General features: G+C 68.6%; 22 protein-coding genes and 1 riboswitch. Of the genes, 13 read left to right on the forward strand and 9 right to left on the reverse strand.

Annotation, left to right across the window (positions count from 1 at the left end):
• The 4 genes from AC14A7_RS08040 to purU form a co-directional block, all read right to left on the reverse strand.
• Nucleotides 1–828: hypothetical protein (locus tag AC14A7_RS08040; RefSeq protein WP_484007969.1), on the reverse strand; the 828-nt coding region annotated here is incomplete at its 3' end.
• Nucleotides 829–919: 91 nt separating this feature from the next.
• Complete coding sequence (gene nagA, locus AC14A7_RS08045) at nt 920–2,053, reverse strand: N-acetylglucosamine-6-phosphate deacetylase (protein ID WP_484007971.1); 1,134 nt, start codon at nt 2,051–2,053, stop codon at nt 920–922.
• Nucleotides 2,054–2,062: 9 nt separating this feature from the next.
• A complete protein-coding gene (locus tag AC14A7_RS08050) occupies nt 2,063–4,216 on the reverse strand; it encodes a choice-of-anchor Q domain-containing protein (protein WP_484007973.1) in 2,154 nt (717 codons plus the stop codon).
• A gap of 71 nt (nt 4,217–4,287) precedes the next feature.
• Nucleotides 4,288–5,148, reverse strand: a complete 861-nt coding sequence (gene purU, locus AC14A7_RS08055) for a formyltetrahydrofolate deformylase (RefSeq protein ID WP_484007975.1) — start codon at nt 5,146–5,148, stop codon at nt 4,288–4,290.
• A gap of 102 nt (nt 5,149–5,250) precedes the next feature.
• Here purU and AC14A7_RS08060 point away from each other — a divergent pair, with 102 nt between their 5' ends.
• Nucleotides 5,251–6,480 carry an MFS transporter gene (locus AC14A7_RS08060; protein WP_484007977.1) on the forward strand — a complete coding sequence of 410 codons (1,230 nt, stop codon included), beginning with the start codon at nt 5,251–5,253 and terminating at the stop codon, nt 6,478–6,480.
• Nucleotide 6,481: 1 nt separating this feature from the next.
• Here the strand turns inward: AC14A7_RS08060 and AC14A7_RS08065 are convergent, their stop codons facing one another.
• A complete protein-coding gene (locus AC14A7_RS08065) occupies nt 6,482–7,936 on the reverse strand; it encodes a family 20 glycosylhydrolase (protein WP_484007979.1) in 1,455 nt (484 codons plus the stop codon).
• Nucleotides 7,937–8,028: 92 nt separating this feature from the next.
• A riboswitch (ZMP/ZTP riboswitch) is annotated at nt 8,029–8,124 on the forward strand.
• Between the two features lie 39 nt (nt 8,125–8,163).
• Between AC14A7_RS08065 and glyA the strand changes: the two genes are divergently transcribed.
• The 4 genes from glyA (at nt 8,164) to AC14A7_RS08085 (ending at nt 12,025) form a co-directional block, all read left to right on the forward strand.
• Nucleotides 8,164–9,447 carry a serine hydroxymethyltransferase gene (gene glyA, locus AC14A7_RS08070; protein WP_484007980.1) on the forward strand — a complete coding sequence of 428 codons (1,284 nt, stop codon included), beginning with the start codon at nt 8,164–8,166 and terminating at the stop codon, nt 9,445–9,447.
• Nucleotides 9,448–9,527: 80 nt separating this feature from the next.
• A complete protein-coding gene (locus tag AC14A7_RS08075) occupies nt 9,528–10,406 on the forward strand; it encodes a bifunctional methylenetetrahydrofolate dehydrogenase/methenyltetrahydrofolate cyclohydrolase (protein WP_484007982.1) in 879 nt (292 codons plus the stop codon).
• Complete coding sequence (locus AC14A7_RS08080) at nt 10,399–10,866, forward strand: YbaK/EbsC family protein (RefSeq protein WP_484007984.1); 468 nt, start codon at nt 10,399–10,401, stop codon at nt 10,864–10,866. Before AC14A7_RS08075 ends, AC14A7_RS08080 begins: the two co-directional genes overlap by 8 nt.
• A gap of 103 nt (nt 10,867–10,969) precedes the next feature.
• A complete protein-coding gene (locus tag AC14A7_RS08085; RefSeq protein ID WP_484007985.1) occupies nt 10,970–12,025 on the forward strand; it encodes a VIT1/CCC1 transporter family protein in 1,056 nt (351 codons plus the stop codon).
• Nucleotides 12,026–12,034: 9 nt separating this feature from the next.
• Here the strand turns inward: AC14A7_RS08085 and AC14A7_RS08090 are convergent, their stop codons facing one another.
• Entirely contained in the window at nt 12,035–12,391 is a 357-nt protein-coding gene (locus AC14A7_RS08090; RefSeq protein ID WP_484007987.1) for a hypothetical protein, read from the reverse strand.
• 139 nt (nt 12,392–12,530) lie between these two features.
• Between AC14A7_RS08090 and AC14A7_RS08095 the strand changes: the two genes are divergently transcribed.
• Nucleotides 12,531–13,469: a DMT family transporter gene (locus AC14A7_RS08095; protein ID WP_484007989.1), complete on the forward strand. Its 939-nt coding sequence runs from the start codon at nt 12,531–12,533 to the stop codon at nt 13,467–13,469.
• On the forward strand, nt 13,466–14,233 hold the full coding sequence (locus AC14A7_RS08100) for a DUF899 family protein (protein WP_484007991.1): 768 nt from the start codon (nt 13,466–13,468) through the stop codon (nt 14,231–14,233). Before AC14A7_RS08095 ends, AC14A7_RS08100 begins: the two co-directional genes overlap by 4 nt.
• A gap of 14 nt (nt 14,234–14,247) precedes the next feature.
• On the opposite strand, the gene AC14A7_RS08105 is transcribed toward AC14A7_RS08100, so the two are convergent.
• Nucleotides 14,248–14,598 (reverse strand): ArsR/SmtB family transcription factor, encoded by a 351-nt coding sequence (locus AC14A7_RS08105; protein WP_484007993.1) that lies wholly within the window; start codon nt 14,596–14,598, stop codon nt 14,248–14,250.
• Nucleotides 14,599–14,683: 85 nt separating this feature from the next.
• Between AC14A7_RS08105 and AC14A7_RS08110 the strand changes: the two genes are divergently transcribed.
• The 5 genes from AC14A7_RS08110 (at nt 14,684) to AC14A7_RS08130 (ending at nt 17,689) form a co-directional block, all read left to right on the forward strand.
• Nucleotides 14,684–15,964 carry an NAD(P)-binding domain-containing protein gene (locus tag AC14A7_RS08110; RefSeq protein ID WP_484007995.1) on the forward strand — a complete coding sequence of 427 codons (1,281 nt, stop codon included), beginning with the start codon at nt 14,684–14,686 and terminating at the stop codon, nt 15,962–15,964.
• An 11-nt stretch (nt 15,965–15,975) separates the two neighbouring features.
• On the forward strand, nt 15,976–16,467 hold the full coding sequence (locus AC14A7_RS08115; protein WP_484007997.1) for an N-acetyltransferase family protein: 492 nt from the start codon (nt 15,976–15,978) through the stop codon (nt 16,465–16,467).
• Nucleotides 16,468–16,545: 78 nt separating this feature from the next.
• Entirely contained in the window at nt 16,546–16,950 is a 405-nt protein-coding gene (locus tag AC14A7_RS08120) for a VOC family protein (protein WP_484007999.1), read from the forward strand.
• Complete coding sequence (locus AC14A7_RS08125) at nt 16,947–17,228, forward strand: winged helix-turn-helix transcriptional regulator (protein WP_484008001.1); 282 nt, start codon at nt 16,947–16,949, stop codon at nt 17,226–17,228. Before AC14A7_RS08120 ends, AC14A7_RS08125 begins: the two co-directional genes overlap by 4 nt.
• Nucleotides 17,229–17,275: 47 nt before the next feature.
• The gene (locus tag AC14A7_RS08130) at nt 17,276–17,689 is read left to right on the forward strand and encodes a YkvA family protein (RefSeq protein ID WP_484008003.1); all 414 of its coding nucleotides are present in this window, start codon (nt 17,276–17,278) and stop codon (nt 17,687–17,689) included.
• Here the strand turns inward: AC14A7_RS08130 and AC14A7_RS08135 are convergent.
• Together AC14A7_RS08135 and AC14A7_RS08140 are read right to left on the reverse strand one after the other, a co-directional pair.
• On the reverse strand, nt 17,686–18,348 hold the full coding sequence (locus AC14A7_RS08135; RefSeq protein ID WP_484008005.1) for a dihydrofolate reductase family protein: 663 nt from the start codon (nt 18,346–18,348) through the stop codon (nt 17,686–17,688). The two genes, AC14A7_RS08130 and AC14A7_RS08135, sit on opposite strands and share 4 nt — an antisense overlap.
• Nucleotides 18,349–18,481: 133 nt before the next feature.
• Complete coding sequence (locus AC14A7_RS08140; RefSeq protein ID WP_484008007.1) at nt 18,482–19,507, reverse strand: LacI family DNA-binding transcriptional regulator; 1,026 nt, start codon at nt 19,505–19,507, stop codon at nt 18,482–18,484.
• 234 nt (nt 19,508–19,741) lie between these two features.
• Between AC14A7_RS08140 and AC14A7_RS08145 the strand changes: the two genes are divergently transcribed.
• A complete protein-coding gene (locus AC14A7_RS08145) occupies nt 19,742–21,091 on the forward strand; it encodes an ABC transporter substrate-binding protein (RefSeq protein WP_484008009.1) in 1,350 nt (449 codons plus the stop codon).
• The last annotated feature ends 129 nt before the right edge of the window (nt 21,092–21,220 follow it).

Genomic DNA, 21,220 nt, shown 5'->3' on the forward strand with positions numbered 1-21,220 from the left:
GATCGTGGCGGTGTCGTTCGTCGTCAGGTCGATTCCGAGTGCGCCGTTGGAGGAGGAGGTGACCTCGTTGAGGAACAGGTTGCTCGATCCGCCAGCGGTGACCAGAAGACCGGTTCCGCCGTTGTCGCTCGTCGACACGTCTTCTGCCTGCACCTCCGCGTCGGTCGGCGCGTTGATGATGAGGCCGAGGTTGACGTTGCGGTCGGCGGTCACGCGCTGCAGCTGCAGGGAGGCCGCGCTGTTGACGTTGAACGACGCGCCCGTCGAGCCGTTGTCGTCGAACGCGGTGTCGACGACAACGCCCGCGTCGGTAACGGTCAGAGTCGCGAACATGCCGGTTCCGACGTTCGACGACACGGTGCTGTCGGTGATGGACAGGTCGCCGGTGTTGTGGTTGATGCCGGTGCCCGACGCGGAGATGGTCGTGTTGGTGATCGACAGATCAGTGAAGGCCGACGAGACCGCGGTGGCCGCGCCAGCGACGGTGAGGTTCGAGACGCTGGCGACGATCTCGTTTCCGATGACGCCAGAGAATGCGAGCGCGTTGAACGCGTTGCCGTCGAGGGTCCACGGGCCGCCCGTGCTCGTGACGGTCACGTCGTCGGTGAATGCCGGCAGGTCGGCCGTGAGCATGATGTCTGCCTCGAGCGACACCGTGTCGGCGCCAGGGTTGGCATTGGCAGCGGCGATCGCGGCGATCAGGTCGACCTCGGTGCCTGCTCCGTAGCTGGCGGCGCTGGCCGGGGCGGCGACCGCGATGGCGCCCAACGAGCCGAGGGCAAGGGCGATGACGGCCGCGACGGGACGACGAGCTGAGAGCGGAGACATTGGTTCCTTCGGGAATCGATCCGCGCTGATCAGCACGATTGCTCAAATATAGCCTGAGAAACACCTGAAAATGAAACAGATTGTCAGAATCTCAGTGCAACCGCGCTCCCGCTGCCCACACCTGTTCCACTGCCCACTGGTGGTCGAGCACAACCGCATCGGCCGCATAGCCGGGAGCGAGAAGGCCGAGCCGGTCGTCGAGTCGAATCGCCCGCGCGGGGGTCAGGGTGACCGCCTCCACGGCGTCGCGCGGCGAGAGGCCGACGGTGGTGATCGCAAGCCGGAGGGCCTTGTCGAGCGTGAGGGTCGAGCCGGCGATCGTCGACGTTCCCCGCAGCACCGCCTTGCCGTCGGCCACGGTGACGGCAAGGGAGCCGAGCTGGTAGTCCCCGTCGGTCGCGCCGGCGGCCGCCATCGCATCGGTCACGAGGGCGATGCGGCCCGGAGCGGAGGCAAAGGCGAGGGCAACGACCTCTGGATGCACGTGCAGGCCGTCGACGATCAGCTCGATCACGACGGCGTCGTTCTCGAACGCGGCGACGACGGGACCGGGCGCGCGGTGGTGGATGCCCGGCATCGCGTTGAAGCCGTGCGTGAGCATGCGCGCACCGGCGGCAAACGCCGCACGGGTCTGCTCGAAAGTCGCAGCCGTGTGGCCGACGGCAACGGTGACACCCGCCTCGACGAGGATCTGGATCGACTCGAGAGCGTTGGGCAGGTCGGGGGCGATGGTGATCTGCCGCAGGCTGCCGTGCGCGGCGTGCAGCAGGTCGTCGATGGCGGAGGGCTGCGGCTCGCGGAGGTAGTCGGCGTTGTGGGCGCCGCGGTGCTCCATCTCGAGGAATGGCCCCTCGAGGTGGGCGCCGAGCACAAGGGGATCGTGGGCCGCGATCTCGGCGATGACCTCGAGGCTCTCTCGCAGCAGCGCGAGCGGGTTGGCAACGAGGCTGATCACGGAGCGCGTCGTGCCGTGCGCGCGATGGGTCGCGAGAGCCCGCGAGATGGAGTCTGCGCCGTCGTCGAAGGCGAAGCCGCCGCCTCCGTGGCAGTGCAGATCGATGAAGCCGGGGGCGAGCCACCTGCCGCCAACGTCGACACGCGAGTCGGCAGTGGGGGCCGCTCCATGACCGACGGACGTGATCGTGTCGCCGTCGACGAGCATCCAGAAGTCGTCGACTTCGCCGTGCGCGTCGATCTTGCGGGCGTGCTCGAAGACGGTGGTCACGAGGCCAGTTTAACTCCGCATACCCGCGTGTCGGCGGCGCCTCGCGAGCAGGAGGAGCCCGCCGGCGAGTGCCGCAGTGAAGCCGAGGACGAGGGGAACGGCTGCGTCGGTTCCCGACGCGACGAGCACGCCCTGCACCTCGACCGCGCCGATGTCGATCGCGGTGCCGGAGATGCGGATGCTGGCTCGCTGGTCGAGCGCGGGAGCGCCGCTGACTGCCGGGTTTCCGGCGTTGATGAGCGGGCTGCCGGCGAGAGGTAGGTGGGTTCGCGTGGTGCCGCCGTTGTCGGCGAGCGCGCCGAGCAGCGGGTCGGTGCCGCTCAGGTTGCCGGCGCCGATGGCGAGCTCGCCCTGGGTCGCGGCGTCGGGGGACTCCACCAGGCTGTAGCGCGAGGAGAGCACGGTCGTGCCGCCGTTGCGCAGGGAGTCCTGCGACCCGTTGTTCGCGATGACGGAGTGGTCGTACACCGCGTGGATGTACTCAGACAGTCGCACGCCCGCTCCGTTGTTTGCCGGGGCGGTGTTGTCGACGATCGTGCTGTGGGCGATCGTGAGGGTCACGGGTGCCGACAGGGGTGCCTGCGACAGGGTGCCGATGGCGATTCCGCCGCCGGCCACCGCCGCAGAGTTGCCAGACACCGTGCTGTTGCGCAGCAGCATGTCGACCGGCTCGTCGATGTCAGTCAGCTGGTTGTCGGAGTGGATGCCCCCGCCAAGCCCACCCGACACGTTGCCAGAGACAGTGGAGTCCTCGATCCGCAGCGCGGTCGAGCCGAGCGTGTATCCCCAGTCGCCCGCCTCGATGCCGCCGCCGTTGCCGGTTGCCGTGTTGCCGCTGATCGTGGTGCGAAGGATGGTGACGCCGCCGGTGGGGCCGCCGCTGCCGATGTCCTCGAACTGGATGCCGCCTCCCGTCGAGTTCGCCACGTTGCCGCTCACAGTGCTCTCGGTGAGGGAGAACGTCGACGAGGCGCCGATGACGCCGCGAACGAGTAGTCCGCCGCCGCGGTTGGCCGCGTTGTCGGTGAGGCGTGAGCCGGAGATCGCGAACTGCGCGTCGTCGATGACGACCGCGCTGACGCCTCCTCCGGAGACGAATCCGCCGATGTTGCCGTTGCGTGTCACGTCGACGCCAGAGAACTGCACGAGTGTGCCGAGGTCGCGGGCGAGCACCTCGACGCCGCTGCCGTCGTTGTCGGCGACCATCGTGTCGACGACAGAGATGCTCGAGGCCGACTCTGCGTAGACCGACATGCCGACGGCCGAATCGGTGACCTCTGAGGCGGTCATCGTGATCCGTGAGCCCGAGCGCGTCTCGAGGCGGGCACCCTGGTAGGAGGCGAAGGAGGAGGTGACGTTCGTGAGTTCGCCGGTGGCGCCATCCAGCAGCTGCACCTCGAGCCCGGTGGCGTTGAACGTCGTTGAGCTGTCGGTGAGCGTGAGGCCCGTCGTCGCCGCCGGCCCGACGCCCTGGAAGGCAATGCCGTACATGCCGCCGTCGACCGTGATGTCAGAGGCCGTGACCAGGCCGGGGTTCGCGAAGATACGCAGGCCGGAGTCGACGTTTCCGACAGCGGTGAGCCCGTCGATGGTCGCCGTGGAGCCGGGGGTGGTCGTCCACAGCAGCAGGCCGATCACGCCGTTCGCCGAGGCGGTGACATTGGTGAGTGTGGTCGTCGTCGCACTGATCCAGATGCCGTGGGAGTCGTTGCCCGACGACGAGACGCCGGTCAGGGTCGCCGTGCCGCAGGGAATGTAGATGCCAACGGCCTCGAAGCCGGTCACGGTCAGGGTGGAGATGCTGAGGTCGGGGCAGAACGATGTCGAAAGGCCGGCCGTCGGCCCTGCGCTCGAGCCGTCGATGACGACTCCGGCAACGATGCCGACAATGGCCGCGTCGTCAGAGAAGGCCGGCAGCGAGCTCAGCGGCACGATAGGCGCCGCGTTGTAGGAGATCTCGATGGTGTCGAAGCCCGGGTTGGCGTTGGCATCGAGGATCGCCTGGCGCAGGCTTCCCGCTCCGGCATCCCCGCCGTTCGTCACCGTGTAGGTGGCGGCGCTCGCGGGGCTGGCGGCGACGAGGGCACCGCCGACTCCGAGAAGCAGAACGGCCGCCGCCGAGGCGACGCGGCGAACGAGTAGTGCGTGGCGCTGCGGTCTCATCGGGTGCCCTCTGGCTCTGGTGCGCACAGACCGCGCAGTGGTGTGAGCCTATCGGTCGCCTCGCCGGCCGACTACTTGAAGATGATCGTTCGTGCGCCGTCGAGCAGCACACGCGACTCGGCGAACCACTTGACCGCCTGGGTGAGCGTGCGGCTCTCCTCGTCCTGGCCGATGGCCACGAGCTCAGCGGGAGTTCTGGAGTGGTCGACGCGCACGATGTTCTGCTCGATGATCGGACCCTCGTCGAGGTCGCTCGTGACGAAGTGGGCGGTCGCGCCGATGATCTTCACCCCGCGGGCGTGCGCCTGCTTGTAGGGGTTCGCCCCCTTGAATCCGGGGAGGAAGGAGTGGTGGATGTTGATGACCTTGCCGCTCAGCGCCCCGCACAGCTCTGGCGACAGGATCTGCATGTAGCGCGCGAGCACGACGAGCTCGATGTCGTGCTCCTCGACGACCTCGAGCACGCGCTCCTCGAAGGCGAGCTTCTGGCCGGGGCTCGTGACGGGGTGGTGCTCGAATGGCACGTCGTAGAACTCGCTGATTCCGGCGAGCACCGGGTGGTTGCTCAGCACGAGGGGAATGTCGACGCCGAGTTGCCCGGCCCGCTGGCGGTAGAGCAGGTCGTTGAGGCAGTGGCCGGCGGTGGAGACGAGCACGAGGGTTCGCAGCGGGCGGTCGACGACATCGAGGTGCCACGTCATGCCGTAGCGGTCGGTGACGGGCGCGAGCGCCGCCTCAAAGGCCTCGCGCGACGCGTCGGACTCGACCTGCAGCCGCATGAAGAAGGTGCCGGTGTCGTCGCTGGAGAACTGCTGCGACTCGGTGATGTTGCCGGCGGCCTCCACGATCGCGCCGCTGATGGCGTGCACGATGCCGGGGCGGTCCTCGCAGACGAGGGTCAGAATCCAGTGGGTATTGGCGCTCGGGGTCACGCTACAAGAGTATGGCGTTGGCTAGGCTTAACAGGTTGGCGCGGCACGCGTCAGCCCGCGGCCGGCGATGCGAGCCATACCCCTGAACCGAAAGCGCAGTTCATGAGCGCCGCCACAGCCGCATCCACCAGCAAAGACGCCTTCCCCCTCTTTCCTCTTCTCGTGCTCTCCGGGGCGATCTTCGTCTCGGTGTCGAGCGAGTTCCTGCCCACCGGTCTGCTGCCCGACATGGCGAGCGACCTTCGCGTCTCCGAGTCGCGGATCGGGCTGCTCGTCACGATCTTCGCGTTCACCGTCGCCATCACGACCGTTCCCCTCACCCGACTCACCCAGCGCTTCTCGCGCAAGTGGCTCATGGTGGGTCTGCTGCTGGCCTTCGCCGTCGCGAACGTGCTGGCCGGCCTGTCGCAGACCTACGAGTTCCTCGTCTTCGCCCGCATTCTCGGAGGGCTCGCGCACGGACTGTTCTGGGCGGTGACCGGTCCCTACGCCTCGAGGCTCGTCACGAGGCAGCAGCTGGTGCGCGCTCTCAGCGTGACGAACGCGGGTGGCACGGCAGCCTTCATCCTCGGCGTACCACTCGGCACGGCCCTCGGGCACGCGGTGGGGTGGCAGGTGGCCTTCTTCGTCATGGCCGGAGTCGTCGTGGTCTTCACAGCACTCGTCGTGCTGTTCCTTCCGCCGGTCGAGCACCTCCACACCCTGACCACGGGCGAGATCGGGCTGCCGACGCGGCGTGACCGCACGATTCCCGCGGTCGTGGCCGCCTGCATCCTGTGCATCATCATCATGCTCGGGCAGAACGCGTTCAACACCTACATCGCGCCGTGGATCATCGGGCCGGCGGGCTTCGACACCGGCGCCGTCAGCGCGCTGCTCTTCGTCTCCGGTGCCGCTGGCGCCGTCGGCCTGCTGCTCGCCGGGGTCTTCGGCGACCGCTACCCCCGCGCCACCTTCTCGATCATGCTGGGCGTGGTGGGAATCACGATGGTGCTGCTCTGGCTCGTCAGCGAGACGCAGTGGTTCGTCGTTGTGTTGTTCGCGCTGTGGGGGATCGCATTCGGCGGCCTCCCGTCGCTGCTGCACGGCCGCGTTCTCGGGTCGGCGAGTCCGCGCATCCGCGACCTGGCATCCGCCTCGCTGACGGTCTCGTTCAACATCGCCATCGGCGGCGGTGCGCTGCTCGGTGGAATCCTGCTCGACGCGTTCGACGTGAGCGTGCTGCCCCTCGCATTCGCGGCCCTCGTCGTGATCGCGCTGATCGTCGGAACCATCGACGACCTGCGGCACCCGCACCGGCATCTCGTGCAGGAAGCCCCGGTGGCGCGCTAGCTCAGTCGCGCCACGGAACCTCCGGCGTTCGGTAGTAGCCGATGCCTTCGGCGTCGAGCACGGCGCCGAAGGCGGCGAGGCGCGCGGCGAACTCGTCCCAATCGCGACCCTCCACCGGTGACCAACCGATCTCGGCGATCGCCGCGATGCGCGGGAACGCCATGTACTCGAGTTCGTCGATGGTGCTGAGCGTCTCGGTCCACAGCGGAGCCTCGACGCCGAGGATGCGATCCTCGCCGATGCCGTCGATGATCGTCACGGGATCCCAGTTGTAGGCGTCGCCAATGGATGTGTAGCCGTTGGCCCACTCGAGTCCGTAGGGCGAGAGCACGTCGTACTTCATGTCGAGGTAGGCGACGTCGGCAGGCGACATGATGAGCTGCTCGAACCGGCCGGCCTCCTCAGCCACGCCCTCCTGCGGCTCGATGAAGCTCCAGTACTGGCCGATCGTGCCGGCGGGCAGCTCTGGGCTGCGGCCGAGCTCGTGCCAGCCGATGAGGGTCTTGCCGGTCGCGGCACCGATCTCGCCGACGCGGGCCGCGAAGGCGAGGAAGTCCTCGTCGGTGGTCGAGAGCGACTCATCGCCGCCGATGTGGATGTACGGCCCGGGGGTCAGCTCCGCGACCTCGCCGAGCACGTCGGCGATGAAGCCGTAGGTCGTCTCGCCGCCGATGCAGAGCGAGCTGAAGCCGACCTCGACGCCGGTGTAGAGCTCCGGCGCCTTTCCATCGCAGTTCAGCTCTGGGTAAGCAGAGAGTGCGGCGTTTGTGTGCCCCGGCATGTCGATCTCCGGCACGATCGTCACGAACCGGCTCGCGGCGTAGGCGACGATCTCGCGGTAGTCGTCCTTCGAGTAGAAGCCGGAGCCAGTTGCCCCGATGCCGCCGACCGCGCTCGTGCCGCCGTGCTCGGTCAGGTTCGGCCACGAGTCGATCTGGATTCGCCAGCCCTGGTCGTCGGTGAGGTGCAGGTGCAGGTAGTTGAGCTTGAGCAGCGCGATGTCGTCGATGTAGTGCTTCACGTCGTCGACGCCGAAGAAGTGGCGGGCGACATCGAGCATGGCGCCGCGGTAGGTGAAGCGCGGCGAGTCGGTGATCGTGGTCGCGCCGATCGAGCCGCCGACCGCCAGCTGCCGCAGCGACTGGATGCCGTAGAAGAGACCCTGCTCGTCACCACCCACGACCCGCACCTGCGTGTCACCCACCGTGAGCTCGTAGGACTCGGCCGGCCCTCCGCCGACCTCGAGCACGATCGACCCCGCAGCGGATGCCGTCACGCCGAGCACGTCGGCGGCGTACTCGGAGAGCGGCCCGCTCACCGTGGCGCCGTCGAGCTGGAAGGTGCCGGCGGCATCCTGCTGGCCTGTCGGTTTGGGCACGATGGTTGCAGCGCGCATGGGCGGTCCATTCTGAAGGAGCAGCAGCAGTGCGACGGCGGTGCCGGCAACGGCGACCACGAGGACGACTGCGAGCAGCTTCTTCCTAGTTTGTCAGGAGTCCTTACTAATTAGAGACCATTCTTCCAGAGCGCGACGTGACACCGCTAGACTGGCCTCATCGCAACTGGCGTTAGATGGGTAACCATCAGGGAGCGAAGTGCTTTTGCAGGCACTCACACATTCGGCCGTACGCCTGGGCCGAACGGATACCGTTATGTAGTCCGTTCGAGCAACAGGAGCCCATCGTGAATACCTTCAACGCCCCTCTGTCTGAGGTCGACCCAGAGATCGCCGCCGTGCTCGAGCAGGAGCTCGGCCGTCAGCGCGGCACACTCGAGATGATCGCGAGCGAGAACTTCGTTCCCCGCGCCGTGCTCGAGGCGCAGGGCTCTGTGCTCACCAACAAGTACGCAGAGGGCTACCCCGGCCGCCGGTACTACGGTGGCTGCGAGTTCGTGGATGTCGCAGAGAGCCTCGCAATCTCCCGCGCCAAGAGCCTCTTCGGCGCTGCATACGCGAACGTGCAGCCGCACTCCGGCGCATCGGCCAACGCCGCGGTACTCGCCGCGATCGCCCAGCCCGGCGACAGGATCCTCGGACTCGAGCTCGCCCACGGCGGTCACCTCACCCACGGCATGAAGCTCAACTTCAGCGGCAAGCTCTATGAGGCCCACGCCTACGGCGTCGACCCGACCAGCTTCCGTGTCGACATGGATGCCGTGCGCGAGAAGGCGCTCGAGGTGCGCCCCCAGGTGCTCATCGCCGGCTGGTCTGCTTACCCGCGCCAGCTCGACTTCGCGGCGTTCCGTGCGATCGCCGACGAGGTCGGCGCGCTGCTCTGGGTCGACATGGCGCACTTCGCCGGCCTCGTCGCCGCCGGGCTGCACCCGTCGCCGGTGCCGCACGCGCACGTGACCTCCTCGACCGTGCACAAGACGATCGGCGGCCCGCGCTCCGGCTTCATCCTGACCAACGACCTCGAGCTGCAGAAGAAGCTCAACTCGAACGTCTTCCCCGGCCAGCAGGGCGGCCCGCTCATGCACGTCATCGCCGCCAAGGCGACGGCGTTCAAGCTCGCGGCAGAGCCGGAGTTCAAGGACCGCCAGGAGCGCACCGTGCGCGGCGCGCAGATCCTCGCCGACCGCCTCACCGCTCCCGATGCCAAGGCAGCCGGCATCGACGTGCTCACCGGCGGCACCGATGTGCACCTCGTGCTCGTCGACCTGCGCAACGCGGCGATCCACGGCCAGGACGCGGAAGACATCCTGCACTCCGTCGGCATCACCGTCAACCGCAACGCCGTGCCCTTCGACCCGCGCCCGCCGATGACCCCGTCGGGCGTTCGCATCGGCACGCCGGCGCTCGCGACCCGCGGATTCGGCGATGCAGAGTTCACCGAGGTCGCCGACATCATCGCGACGGCCCTGCAGCCCTCGCCCGATGTCGCCGCTCTTGCAGCCCGCGCGGCGAAGCTCGCCGAGGCCTTCCCGCTGTACGAGGGCCTCAGCTCGCCGGGCTCCTGGGCCTAACCCACCCACTTGCGCCAAATCCTCCTTCCCGCTGCAGGGGAAGAAGGATTTGGCACAACTCGGCTCTAGCAAGGAAAACCATGACCGCAATCCGCCTCGACGGCGTCGCCACCGCATCCACCATCAAGGGAGAGCTCGCCGAGCGCATCACCGCGCTCAAGGCCAGGGGTATCACGCCGGGGCTCGGCACCCTGCTCGTCGGCGGCGACCCCGGATCGCTCAGCTATGTCGGCGGCAAGCACCGCGACTCCGCCGAGGTAGGCATCGAGTCGATCCGTGTCGACCTGCCAGAGACGGCGACCGAGGCCGAGGTGTTCGAGGCGATCGCGCGCCTCAACGCCGACCCCGCGGTCACCGGCTACCTCGTGCAGCTGCCCCTGCCCAAGGGAATGGACGAGCACGCCGCCATCTCCGCGGTCAGCCCAGCCAAAGACGTCGACGGCCTTCACCCCGCCAACCTCGGCGAGCTCGTGCTCGGTGTGGACGGCCCGCTCAGCACCCCGCTGCCCTGCACCCCCGCTGGCATCATCGAGCTGCTTCGCCGCTATGACGTTCCGCTGGCCGGCCAGCACGTCGTCGTCGTCGGCCGTGGTCTCACCGTCGGCCGCCCGCTCGGGCTGCTGCTCACGCGCAAGGGCGTCGACGCGACCGTGACGCTCACCCACTCCCGCACCCGCGACCTTGCGGCCGAGGTGCGCCGTGCCGATATCGTCGTCGCGGCGGTGGGCGTGCCGCACCTGGTCAAGGCCGACTGGATCAAGCCGGGTGCAGCCGTGCTCGACGTCGGCGTCACCCGGGTCGGAATGACCGAGTCGGGCAAGGCCCGACTGCACGGCGACGTCGACCCCGGCGTGTGGGACGTCGCGGGGTGGATGTCGCCCAACCCCGGCGGCGTTGGTCCGATGACGCGGGCGATGCTGCTCACCAACGTGGTGGAGGCGGCGGAGCGCGGTGCGTAGTCATCCAGCCGTCGACCTCGTCGAGGCCCAGCTGCGCGCGCATGGCGCGAGCGGCGAGGTGCGCTGGCTCGACGACTCCGCCAAGACGGCGGCCGAGGCGGCCGCGGCGCTCGGCATCGAGGTCGGCGCGATCGCCAACTCGCTCGTGTTCACCCTCGACGGCGAGCCCCTGCTCGTGATGACGAGCGGAGCCCACCGGGTCGATACGGCGCGGCTCGGCGAGCAGCTGGGCGGAACGATAAGGCGAGCGGATGCCGAACTCGTGAAACAGGCGACCGGTCAGGTCATCGGCGGCGTCGCTCCCATCGGCCACCCCGCGCCCCTGCGCACCATCGTCGACTCCGCGCTCGCCGACTACCCCGTCATCTGGGCAGCAGCCGGGCACGCGCACACCGTGTTCCCCACCACATTCGACGAGCTCGTGGCGCTGACGCACGGCACGTCGAGTGCCGTCGGCTGACCGGGCGGCGCCCCCGGCACCCGATCCAGCACCGGGTCGGGGTCGAGACCGCGGCGGTCCACGGCCATGGGCGAGGGTGACCACGGCTTAAACTGGTTGAACCATGGCATCCCGTTCCGACCTCGCGCGCTGGCGCAGGTATCTCGCCAACGAGCGGGCGGAGGCAGCGGTCTACCGCGACCTGGCGAGCCGTCGTTCCGGTGACGAGCGGGAGATCCTGCTCGCGATCGCCGAGGCCGAGGCCCGGCACGAGTCGCACTGGATCGCCCTGCTGGGCGACGAGGTCGGTCGCCCCCGCAGCGGCGACATCCGCACCCGCGTTCTCGGCTGGCTCGCCCGCCGCTTCGGCTCTGTCTTCGTGCTCGCCCTCGCGCAGCGCGCGGAGGCCCGCTCGCCCTACGACAGCGATGTCGACGCAACGAGTGCGATGGCCGCCGACGAGCGGGTGCACGAGGAGGTCGTGCGCGCTCTCGCCGCCCGTGGCCGCCAGCGTCTCTCTGGCACCTTCCGTGCCGCGGTGTTCGGCGCCAACGACGGGCTCGTCAGCAATCTCGCCCTCGTGCTCGGCATCGGCGCGATCGGGGTGCCGCCGACGGTCGTGCTGGCCACGGGCATGGCGGGTCTGCTCGCCGGTGCGCTCTCGATGGGGGCGGGGGAGTTCGTGTCGGTGCGATCGCAGCGCGAGCTGCTGGCGGCATCCAATCCCAATCCGCAGACGCGGGACTCCTTCGAGCACCTCGACGTCGATGCCAACGAGCTCTCGCTCGTCTACCGCGCTCGCGGCATGACGGCCGACGAGGCCACCGCCCACGCGGCCGAGGTGCTGCGCGATCTGAGCGTCGACCACGGCGCAGCAGACACCGTGAACGAGCACGTCGAGATCGGCTCTGCCTGGCGTGCCGCGGCCTCCAGCTTCGGCTTCTTCGCCTCCGGCGCCATCATTCCGGTGCTGCCGTACCTGTTCGGCGCCACGGGGCTCACCGCGGTGATTGCCGCGAGCGTGCTCGTCGGCGTCGCGCTGCTCGTGACCGGTGCGATCGTGGGGCTGCTCTCTGGCGCGCCGCCGCTGCGCCGCGCTCTTCGCCAGTTGGCCATCGGTCTTGGGGCCGCCGGGGCCACCTACGCGCTCGGGCTGCTGTTCGGGGCGACGGTCGCGTAGTCGCGAGCCTCAGTTGAGCAGCACCGTGAGCAGCACAACCGTGCTCCCGAGAAGGTAGAGCGCGACTCCGCCGCGAATGGAGACGACCTTCTGCCGGTCGGCCTTGTGAACGGTGGCTCCCAGCACGGGGCACCCGGCCCAGCCGAGGGCGACCACGCCGGCCACCGCGATCACCACGCCGATCCAGAAGTCTGTCGCTGCGCGCTCTGGCAGCTCTGATGGCCTCCAGCCTGCCGAGAGGAGGCCGGAGAGGGGGAGGGCGGAGCCGACGATCGCGGCGCTGAACCAGATGGTGCCGGTCGAAATGATGCGGCTCACCTCTGCTGCGGTTGCGTTGAGATCTTCGGTCTCGATGTTCTCGCTCACTGTGCATACCCTTTCGCATCTACCTACTCGATCAGGTCTACGCCGCGATCCAGATTCGCAACAGGGCCTTTACACGCAGAGGCCACAGGGTCTTGGGCGGCTATGCCGCCGTGGCGCGTTGGCCTCCTACGCTGGGGCGATGCGAATCACCCGGGCCGGGCTCGCCTGGGCGGGCTTCTCATGGGCACTGCTGGGTGTCTTGGCGTTCTCCTTCACCCTTCCCTTCACTCGGGTGGCGGCCGAGGGGCTCTCGCCGCTCTTCATCGGCTCTGGTCGGGCGGTGGTTGCCGGCGTGCTTGCGGCTCTCGCCCTCCTGCTCACGCGGCAGCGTCGTCCGCACGGGCGTCAGTGGATGCGGCTGGCCGTCGTCGCCGCCGGTGTCGTCTTCGGGTTCCCGCTCTTCACGTCCTATGCCCTCACCGTTGTCGACGCGAGCCACGGTGCCGTCGTCATCGCGCTGCTGCCGGCGGCGACCGCGGTGATGGCCGTCATCCGCGGCAAGGAGCGCCCGCCGCTCTCGTTCTGGGTCATGGCCGCGATCGGCGCTGGTGCGGCGCTCGTGTTCGCGGCGCTGCAGGGTGGGGGCGTCACCCCGCTCAGCTGGGCCGACGCCTTCCTGTTCGCCGCGGTGATCGCTGCCGCTATCGGCTACGCAGAGGGGGCGCTGCTCTCGCGCGAGCTCGGCTCGTGGCAGACCATCTCGTGGGCGCTCGTGCTTGCGCTGCCGGTCATGGTGGCGCTCACGGTTGTCTCGATCGGCATCCAGCCGCCTCATGCCACGCCGGTCGAGTGGGCAGCGTTCGGCTACCTCGCGGCGGTCAGCACGTTCCTCGGGTTCTTCGCGTGGTACCGCGGCCTCGCGATCGGCCCCATCGCCCAGGTGAGCCAGGTGCAGCTCGTGCAGCCGGTCATGACGATCGCCTGGGCTGCGCTGCTGCTCGGCGAGGTGCTGACCCTGCCGACGGTGCTCGGCGGGCTCGCGGTGATCCTGTGTGCGGCGATCGCGGTGCGGGTGCGCGTGGGGGCGGCGCGGGTCAGGGTTGACACTGCACGGCAGAGTCGTAGCCTGCAAGGGTGACGAACTCCAGCGAAACGGCCCGCCCACCCATCGTCGACTACGACACCTGGCGGGCCGCCCGCGACGAGCTGCTCGCGCGCGAGAAGGCGCACACGCGTGAAGGTGACGCGATCGCCGCCGCTCGCCGGCGCCTTCCCATGGTCGAGGTCGACGGGTCTACCGAGGTCGTGGGGGAGTACGGCCCTGTGCCGTTCATCGACCTCTTCGAGGGCCGCGACGAGCTCGTCGTCTACAAGCACATGTGGCACGACGGGGCTCCGCACCAGGGCCAGTGCGAGGGCTGCACCACGACGGCGTGGCACCTCAAGGATGCCGACTACCTCAACGCACGAGGCGTCTCCTTCGCGATCGTCACGTCAGGCGCGTGGGATGAGGTCGAGCCGTTCGTCAAGTTCATGGGCTACACCCAGCCCTGGTACTCGGTGCGTGGGGTCGCCGCGCCGATCGGCCGGGGCATGGGGCACATGACGGTGTTCCTACGCGACGGGGATCGCGTCTACCTCACCTACGCGATGACGGGCCGCGGCAACGAGCGCTTCAACCCGTCGATCGGAATCCTCGATCTCACCGTCTACGGCCGCGGCGAGAACTGGGAGGAGAACCCGGAGGGCTGGCCGGAGGGCATGGGGCCATCGGGCTACTGGCGCACCGACGACCACCGCACCCCGACCAACGGCGACACGAGCAGGCCCGTGCCGCAGTGGCACCGCCCCGGCGCGACTCCGGTCGAGACCCTCGGGCGCACGGGGCACATGCACGACTAACTAGGTGGCTGAACTCACGTGGTGACGAGCAGCTTCGACAGGCGGTCGAGGGCTCCGGGTACGAGCGCGTAGTAGGCCCAGGTGCCGCGCTTGGTGCGGGTAAGGAACCCCGCATCCATCAGGATCTTCAGGTGGTGCGAGACGGTCGGCTGGCTCAGGCCGATGGGGTCGGTGAGGTCGCACACGCAGGCCTGCTCGCCCTCGGAGGCGGCGATGATCGACACGAGCCGCACGCGCGTCGGGTCGCTGAGCGCCTTGAAGGTCTTGGCGAGGTCGTCGGCGTCTGTCGCGCTGATGGTCTCTCGGGTGAGCGGCGCGCAGCAGGCAGCGCCGGTCGACACATCGGTGAGCTCGAGCATGGTCATGGCCTCACGATAGCAAACATTGACAAACTTCGATGAATGGATCCACACTGAACATCGACAAACTTCGATACTTCGGGAGACCCGCATGACCCTGATCGACCTCACCAGCCCGACCGTGCGTGATTCGCGACTGGATGCCCTTCCCGTCGCCATTATCGGAGCCGGGCCCATCGGCCTCGCCGCCGCCGCCAACCTGGTCGAGCGCGGCATCGACTTCGTGGTCTTCGAGGCCGGCGACTCCGTCGCCGACAGTGTGCGCCAGTGGGGTCACACGCGGCTCTTCTCCCCGTGGCAGCACCTCGTCGACCCCGCGTCGCGCCGCCTGCTCGAGGCGACCGGGTGGGTGCACCCCGCTGCCGATGCGCTGCCGACCGGCTCAGAGCTCGTCGAGCAGTACCTCCTGCCGCTGTCGCGGCTCGACTCGATTGCGAGCCGCATCCGCACCGGCGTCGAGGTCGTCGGTGTGGCCCGCGAGGGCATGGACCGCACCCGCTCTGCCAACCGCAGCGGCACGCCGTTCGTGCTGCGGGCAGGCGGCGAGGAGGTGCTGGCACGGGCCGTCATCGATGCGAGCGGCACCTACCGCTCGCCCAACAGCCTCTCGTCGAACGGCCTTGACCCGCTCGGCCTCGACGAGGTCGCCGACCTGGTCAGCCACGCGCTGCCCGACGTGCTGGGGCGGGAGCGGTCGCGCTTCGAGGGTCGGCACGTGACCGTGGTCGGTGCCGGCCACTCTGCTGCCAACACCCTGCTCGCTCTCGCGCAGCTGCCGGGCACCCGCATCACCTGGGCGATCCGCAACGCCGCCGCGGTGCGGGTCACGACGTCGGCCGACGACGAGCTGTCGGCGCGCGCCTCCATCGGCACCCGGGTCGATGCCCTCGTGGCCGACGGCGCGATCGAGGTGCTCGACTCCTTTGAGATCGTGCGGCTGACGCGAGCCGACGGGCAGGCGAAGGTGGTCGGGGCGCGTCGCGGCGAGCTCGTCGAGCACCTGACCGATGTCGTCGTCAACGCCACCGGCTTTCGGCCGAACCTGGGCATGCTGCGCGAGATCCGGCTTGAGCTCGACGACATCGTCGAGGCTCCACGCCGGCTGGCTCCGCTCATCGACCCGAACGTGCACACCTGCGGAACCGTCGAGCCGCACGGATTCGCCGAGTTGCAGCATCCAGAGACCGGCTTCTTCCTCGCCGGCATGAAGAGCTACGGACGCGCGCCGACCTTCCTGCTCGCCACCGGCTACGAACAGGTGCGCTCGATCACGGCGTGGATCGCCGGGGATGCCGCGGCGGCATCGGCGGTGCAACTCACCCTGCCTGCCACCGGGGTCTGCTCGACGACCGCCACGGACTGCTGCTCGTGATCATCCGCCCGATGGAGTCCGCCGACTGGCCAGCGGTCGAGGAGATCTACCGTGAGGGCATCGAGGCGGGCAGCGCGACCTTCGAGACGCAGCCGCCCACCTGGGAGGCCTTCGACGCGGGCAAGGTGACGGATGCCCGGCTCGTCGCGGTCGACGACGACGGCTCGGTCATCGGCTGGGCCGCCGCCTCGCCGATCTCGAGCCGCCCGGCATACCGCGGGGTGATCGAGCACTCGGTCTACGTCGCGGCCGCGGCACAGGGCCGGGGAGTCGGCCGTATTCTGCTGCGCGCCCTGGTCGAGACCGCCGAGGCCGCGGGCTACTGGACGGTGCAGTCGGGCATCTTCCCGGAGAACACCGCGAGCATCCTGCTGCACGCGAGCGAGGGCTTTCGCACGGTCGGGAGGCGCGAGGCGATCGCCCTCATGACGACCGGGCCCTTCGCCGGGCAGTGGCGCGATACGGTGCTCGTCGAGTGGCGGAGTGCGGTGAACGGGCGCTAGCCCTCCGGCTCCCACGGCTGGATCGGGTTGCTCATTCGCCTATTGACTTAACACTTTCATTTTGGAAGTGTGGTGCCCATGAGCCTCTTCATCACCTGCCCGGTCGAGAGCGTCGAGCGCGCGACCGCCTTCTACACCGCCCTCGGATTCGCACTCAACCCCGAGATGTCTGACCACAATGTGTCGTGCTTCGCCATCGCGCCGGAGCAGTACCTCATGCTCGGCAGCCGCGAGATGTACGCGAGCGTCGGTGGCACCGACGACCTGATCGGCGGCCCCGACACCCCATCGAAGGTGACCGTCTCCTTCGACCTCCCCAGCCGCGAGGCCGTCGACGAGCTTCTGGATCGCGCTGCCGCCGCGGGCGGTCGCATCGGCGACACCGACGACTACGACTTCATGTACCAGCGGCAGTTCGACGACCCCGATGGCTACCACTACTCGCCGTTCTGGATGAAACCCGACGTCGAGCCCACTGCGTGAGCGATCTCGCCGCGGCCCTCGACATCGTCGGACCACGGTGGGCCCTCCTTATCGTGGAGCGGCTGCTCGAGGGCCCGCAGCGCTACGGCGACCTGCAGCGAGACCTGGGCCTCGGCACCAACATGCTCGCCACTCGCCTGCGCGAGCTCGAGGAGGCCGGGGTGATCTACCGCCTCCCCCTCAAGCACAACACCCGCGCCTACGCGCTCACCGAGCGCGGGTTCGCGCTGCGGCCGGCGATCGCGGCGCTGTCGGAGTGGGCGGCCGACGACGAATAGGGCACCTGCACCATCGACTCGTGCAGACTTGCCAGGGAGGGGGCGACATGGATGGCTGGGCGATTGCCGGGGGAGTGGTTGGCGGCATCCTGCTGCTCTGGCTGGTTCTCCTTGGCGTGCTCGCGTGGATCTCCCGCGGCGAGGCGGAGAAGATCCGACTCATCGACGCCCTTCGACTCGTGCCCGACGTCGTGCGGCTGCTGAGGCGACTGGTGGCCGATCGCTCGGTACCCAGAGGAGTGCGTATCTGGCTGGCCTTGCTGCTCGGCTACCTGCTCATGCCGATTGATCTCGTGCCCGACTTCATTCCCGTCATCGGCTATGCCGACGATGCGATCATCGTCGCGCTCGTGCTCCGCTTCGCCACTCGGTACGCCGGCCCCGAGGCGCTGGAGCGACACTGGCCCGGCACGCCCCAGGGGCTTCGTGCCTTGAAAGCGCTCGCCGGTCTCGACCGCTAGCGCGCCTTCCGCGTGAAGACGTGATGCACGACCCCCGACGGCGAGGCCGTCGTCTCGACGTCGAAGCGCTCCTCTAGCCCCTCGAGGCCGTCCCACAGGCGCTCGCCGCGCCCGAGGACGATCGGAACCACCACGACGTGCAGGTGGTCGACGAGGTCGGTCGCGAGAAACTGCCGCACGACGCTGGCACCGCCGCCGAGGCGCACGTCTTTGCCGTCCGCGAGCTCGACCGCGAGATCCAGGGCCTCGGATGGCGACGCGTCTATGAAGTGGAACGTCGTCTCCCCGACAACCATCGCCGGCCGCGGGTAGTGGGTGAGCACCACGATCGGGCTGTGGAACGGCGGCTCCTCTCCCCACCAGCCGCGCCATCCATCGTCTTCCCACGGTCCGGTCTGCGGACCGAACTTGCGCCGCCCCATGATCTCGGCGCCGATGTTGTCGTTGGTGGCAGCGGCAAAGTCGTCGTCGATGCCGGTCTGGCCGGCCCCCACGGCCTCGTCGTCGTGGCCGCTCATGCTCACGAACGTGCGGGTGGGAAAGAACCACTCCATGAGCCGCATGCCGGCATGGCCGAACGGCGTCTCTAATGACTGCCCCTCACCAGAGGCAAAGCCGTCGAGCGAGATGGCCAGGTTGTGCACGCGGAGCTTGGGCATGGGGTCCTTCCGGTGGGATGACTTCACCGTACAGAACGGTGAGCCGGTCGGTCACGACGGTTCACGGCACCCGAGGTGCCTCCGTCTCGCGAAACCCTGGCAGCATCGCGAGACGGAGGGGCATTGGGGGCGGCTACGACGCGGCGTCGGCTATCGAGGATCGGATGACGTTGGGCATCGGCACGAGCGTCTCGCTCGTGGCCTCGCCGGAGAGCAGCAGCTCTACCGCCTTTCGCCCCATCGCCTCGTGGGGGAGGGCGACCGTCGTGAGCCCTGGCCGCAGATAGGCGGCAACCTCGTCGTTGTCGAAGGACACGATCGAGACCGCGTCGGGAACGGAGATCCCGAGCTCGTTGAGGGCTTGGTAGGCGCCGAACGCGAGACGGTCGTTCATGCAGATCAGCGCCTTGACGTCGTCGCGCTGCTCGAACAGCGCCATGGTCGCCGAGTAGCCCTCGTCGGGCTCCCAGAGCCAGATCGACTCCTCGGCGACGAACTCGAGGCCGTTGTCGGCCATTGCCGCCCGGATGCCCGCGACGCGTCGCGCGACCGTCGCCGATCGAAACTGGTCGCGCTCCACCTCGTCGTTCTGGCCGATGAGGGCGATGCCGGAGCGGTGCCCGCGGTCGACGAGGAGCTGCACCGCCTGTCGCCCGCCCGACAGCTCGTCGGGCAGCACGGCGGCGGGGTGGTGCGCGTTCGTCGCGTTGAGCATGACCACGGCGGTGTTGGCGGGCAGCTCTGGCACGAAGAGCTCCCGCGCCCGCATGGTGGCGAAGATGATGCCGTCGACCTGGCGGTCGAGCACCGCGGCGATGGCCTCGGTCTCGCGCGCCGGCTCTCCGCCGGTCTCCAGAACGAGCACGACGTGACCGGCAGCCTCTGCCGCCTCGAGCGCGCCCTTGATGAGGCCGCTCGCGAAACGGGTGGTGGCGACGACGTCGGAGATGAAGCCGATGGTTCTGGTCTTGTCAGTGCGCAGGCCGCGTGCCGCCACGTTGGGCCGGTAGCCCAGGGCCTCGGCCGCAGCGTTGACCCGGTCGTGTGCCGCCTGCGACAGGCGGGTGTCGGGCCGGCCGTTGAGGATCATCGACGCAGCGGTGGGCGACAGGCCAGCCAGCCGTGCGACGTCGGCGAGTGTCGCGCGCTTGTTCGCCATTGAAAGCCCTTCGTCGTGTGGCCGTGAATCTCGAGCTAGCAGAGTCAACCAACAAGTTCGCTTGACAAAGCACTCTAGCCACGCTCAATATTGGTCTTGCTAAACGCATTTAGCAAGCACCACCCGGCAAATGCCGGTTACCGGCCCGAATCCCAGGCCCGGATGCACCCGTCTTGGGTGTTGATGGAAGGCCGACGGTCTGCATCAATCACAGAAGACAAAGGAGTCAACGAGATGGCTATTTCTCGAACCCGCGCCCTCCGGCGCGGACCTGTGGCATTCGGGGCGATCGCCGCGACGGCCCTGCTCGCCCTCACCGCGTGCGCGCCGGGAGGAACGGCGCCCATCGAGAACGACGTGACGGTCTCGACCGAGCTCACGAGCGAGGATGTCGTGCTGACGATCGCCGATGAGACGGGCTTCCCCCTCACCGACGAACTGGCCGCCGAGTTCACCAAGCAGTACCCGAACGTCACCTTCAACGTCACCCGCGACACCTTCCAGAACCTCACGGCCGCGGCACCGAAGCTCCTGGCCAGCGACACCCCGCCTGACCTGATCCGCCTTCCCACCATCGGCGACACCGTGCAGGACGGCCTCATCGCCAACCTCGACCCGTGGGCAGAGGCCTACGGCTGGGACAAGTGGTCCGAGGCACAGCTCGCCCCGCTGCGCGTGAACGAAGACGGCGTGCGCGGCTCCGGCTCGCTCTACCAGCTGGGCCTCGGCTACAGCATCACCGGCATCTACATGAACACGACGCTGGCCGACCAGCTCGGCATCGACGAGGTTCCGACGACCATCGCCGAGTTCGAGGATGACCTCGCGACCGCGAAGGCCGCCGGCGTGCTGCCGATCATGGCCGGCGACCTCGACGGCGTCGTCAACTTCGTCGTGCAGGCGGCGATGAACCAGTACAACGACCCCAAGGAGATGATGGACTGGATCCTCAACGTGCCCGGTGCCACCTACGACACCCCCGGCAACGTCGAGGGTGCCAACCTCGTGCGCAAGTGGGCCGACGCCGGCTACTTCCCCAGCGACATCAACGCGATCGACTACGCGTCGTTCGTGAGCCGCTTCCAGGGCGGAGAGGGCCTGTTCACATTCAACGGCAACTGGGCCGCAGCCGACACGCAGGCGAAGATGGGCGAGAACGTCGACTTCTTCCTCGTGCCGACGGCGGAAGAGGGTGGAGACCATGTCGCCATGGGAGCCGCCAACTCCTTCTCGGTCGCCGCGGGATCCAAGCACCTCAATGAGATCGTGTTCTTCCTCAACTGGATCCACACCAACCCGACCGCACGCCAGATCGTCACCGACGTGACCGGTGCCTCCCCGGGCGGCGACCCCGCCCAGGAGCTCCCGACCGTCGAGCCCGGCTCGCTCATCGAGAAGGCCCTCGCTATGTCGGCCGTCATCGGCGAGGAGAACGGCCAGGTCGACTTCATGGCCAACGCGACGGCGGGCATCTACGCCGGCTCGATCATCCCAGAGTCGCAGCTGCTCGTCACCGGCCAGATCACCGGACAGGAGTTCGTCACCAAGGTGCAGGAGTTCTATGCACAGGAGCTCGCCGGCTGATCATGAGAAACCGCAATCGAGTCAGTAACCCGTCCAGCAACGCGCCGCGTGCCTGGCGTGGCAAGGAGCTGTCAGAGTGACGTCATCGATTGCCCCGGGGGGGGGGGGGGGGGGGGGGGGAGGGGGAGG

The organism is Conyzicola sp., from assembly GCF_057073975.1.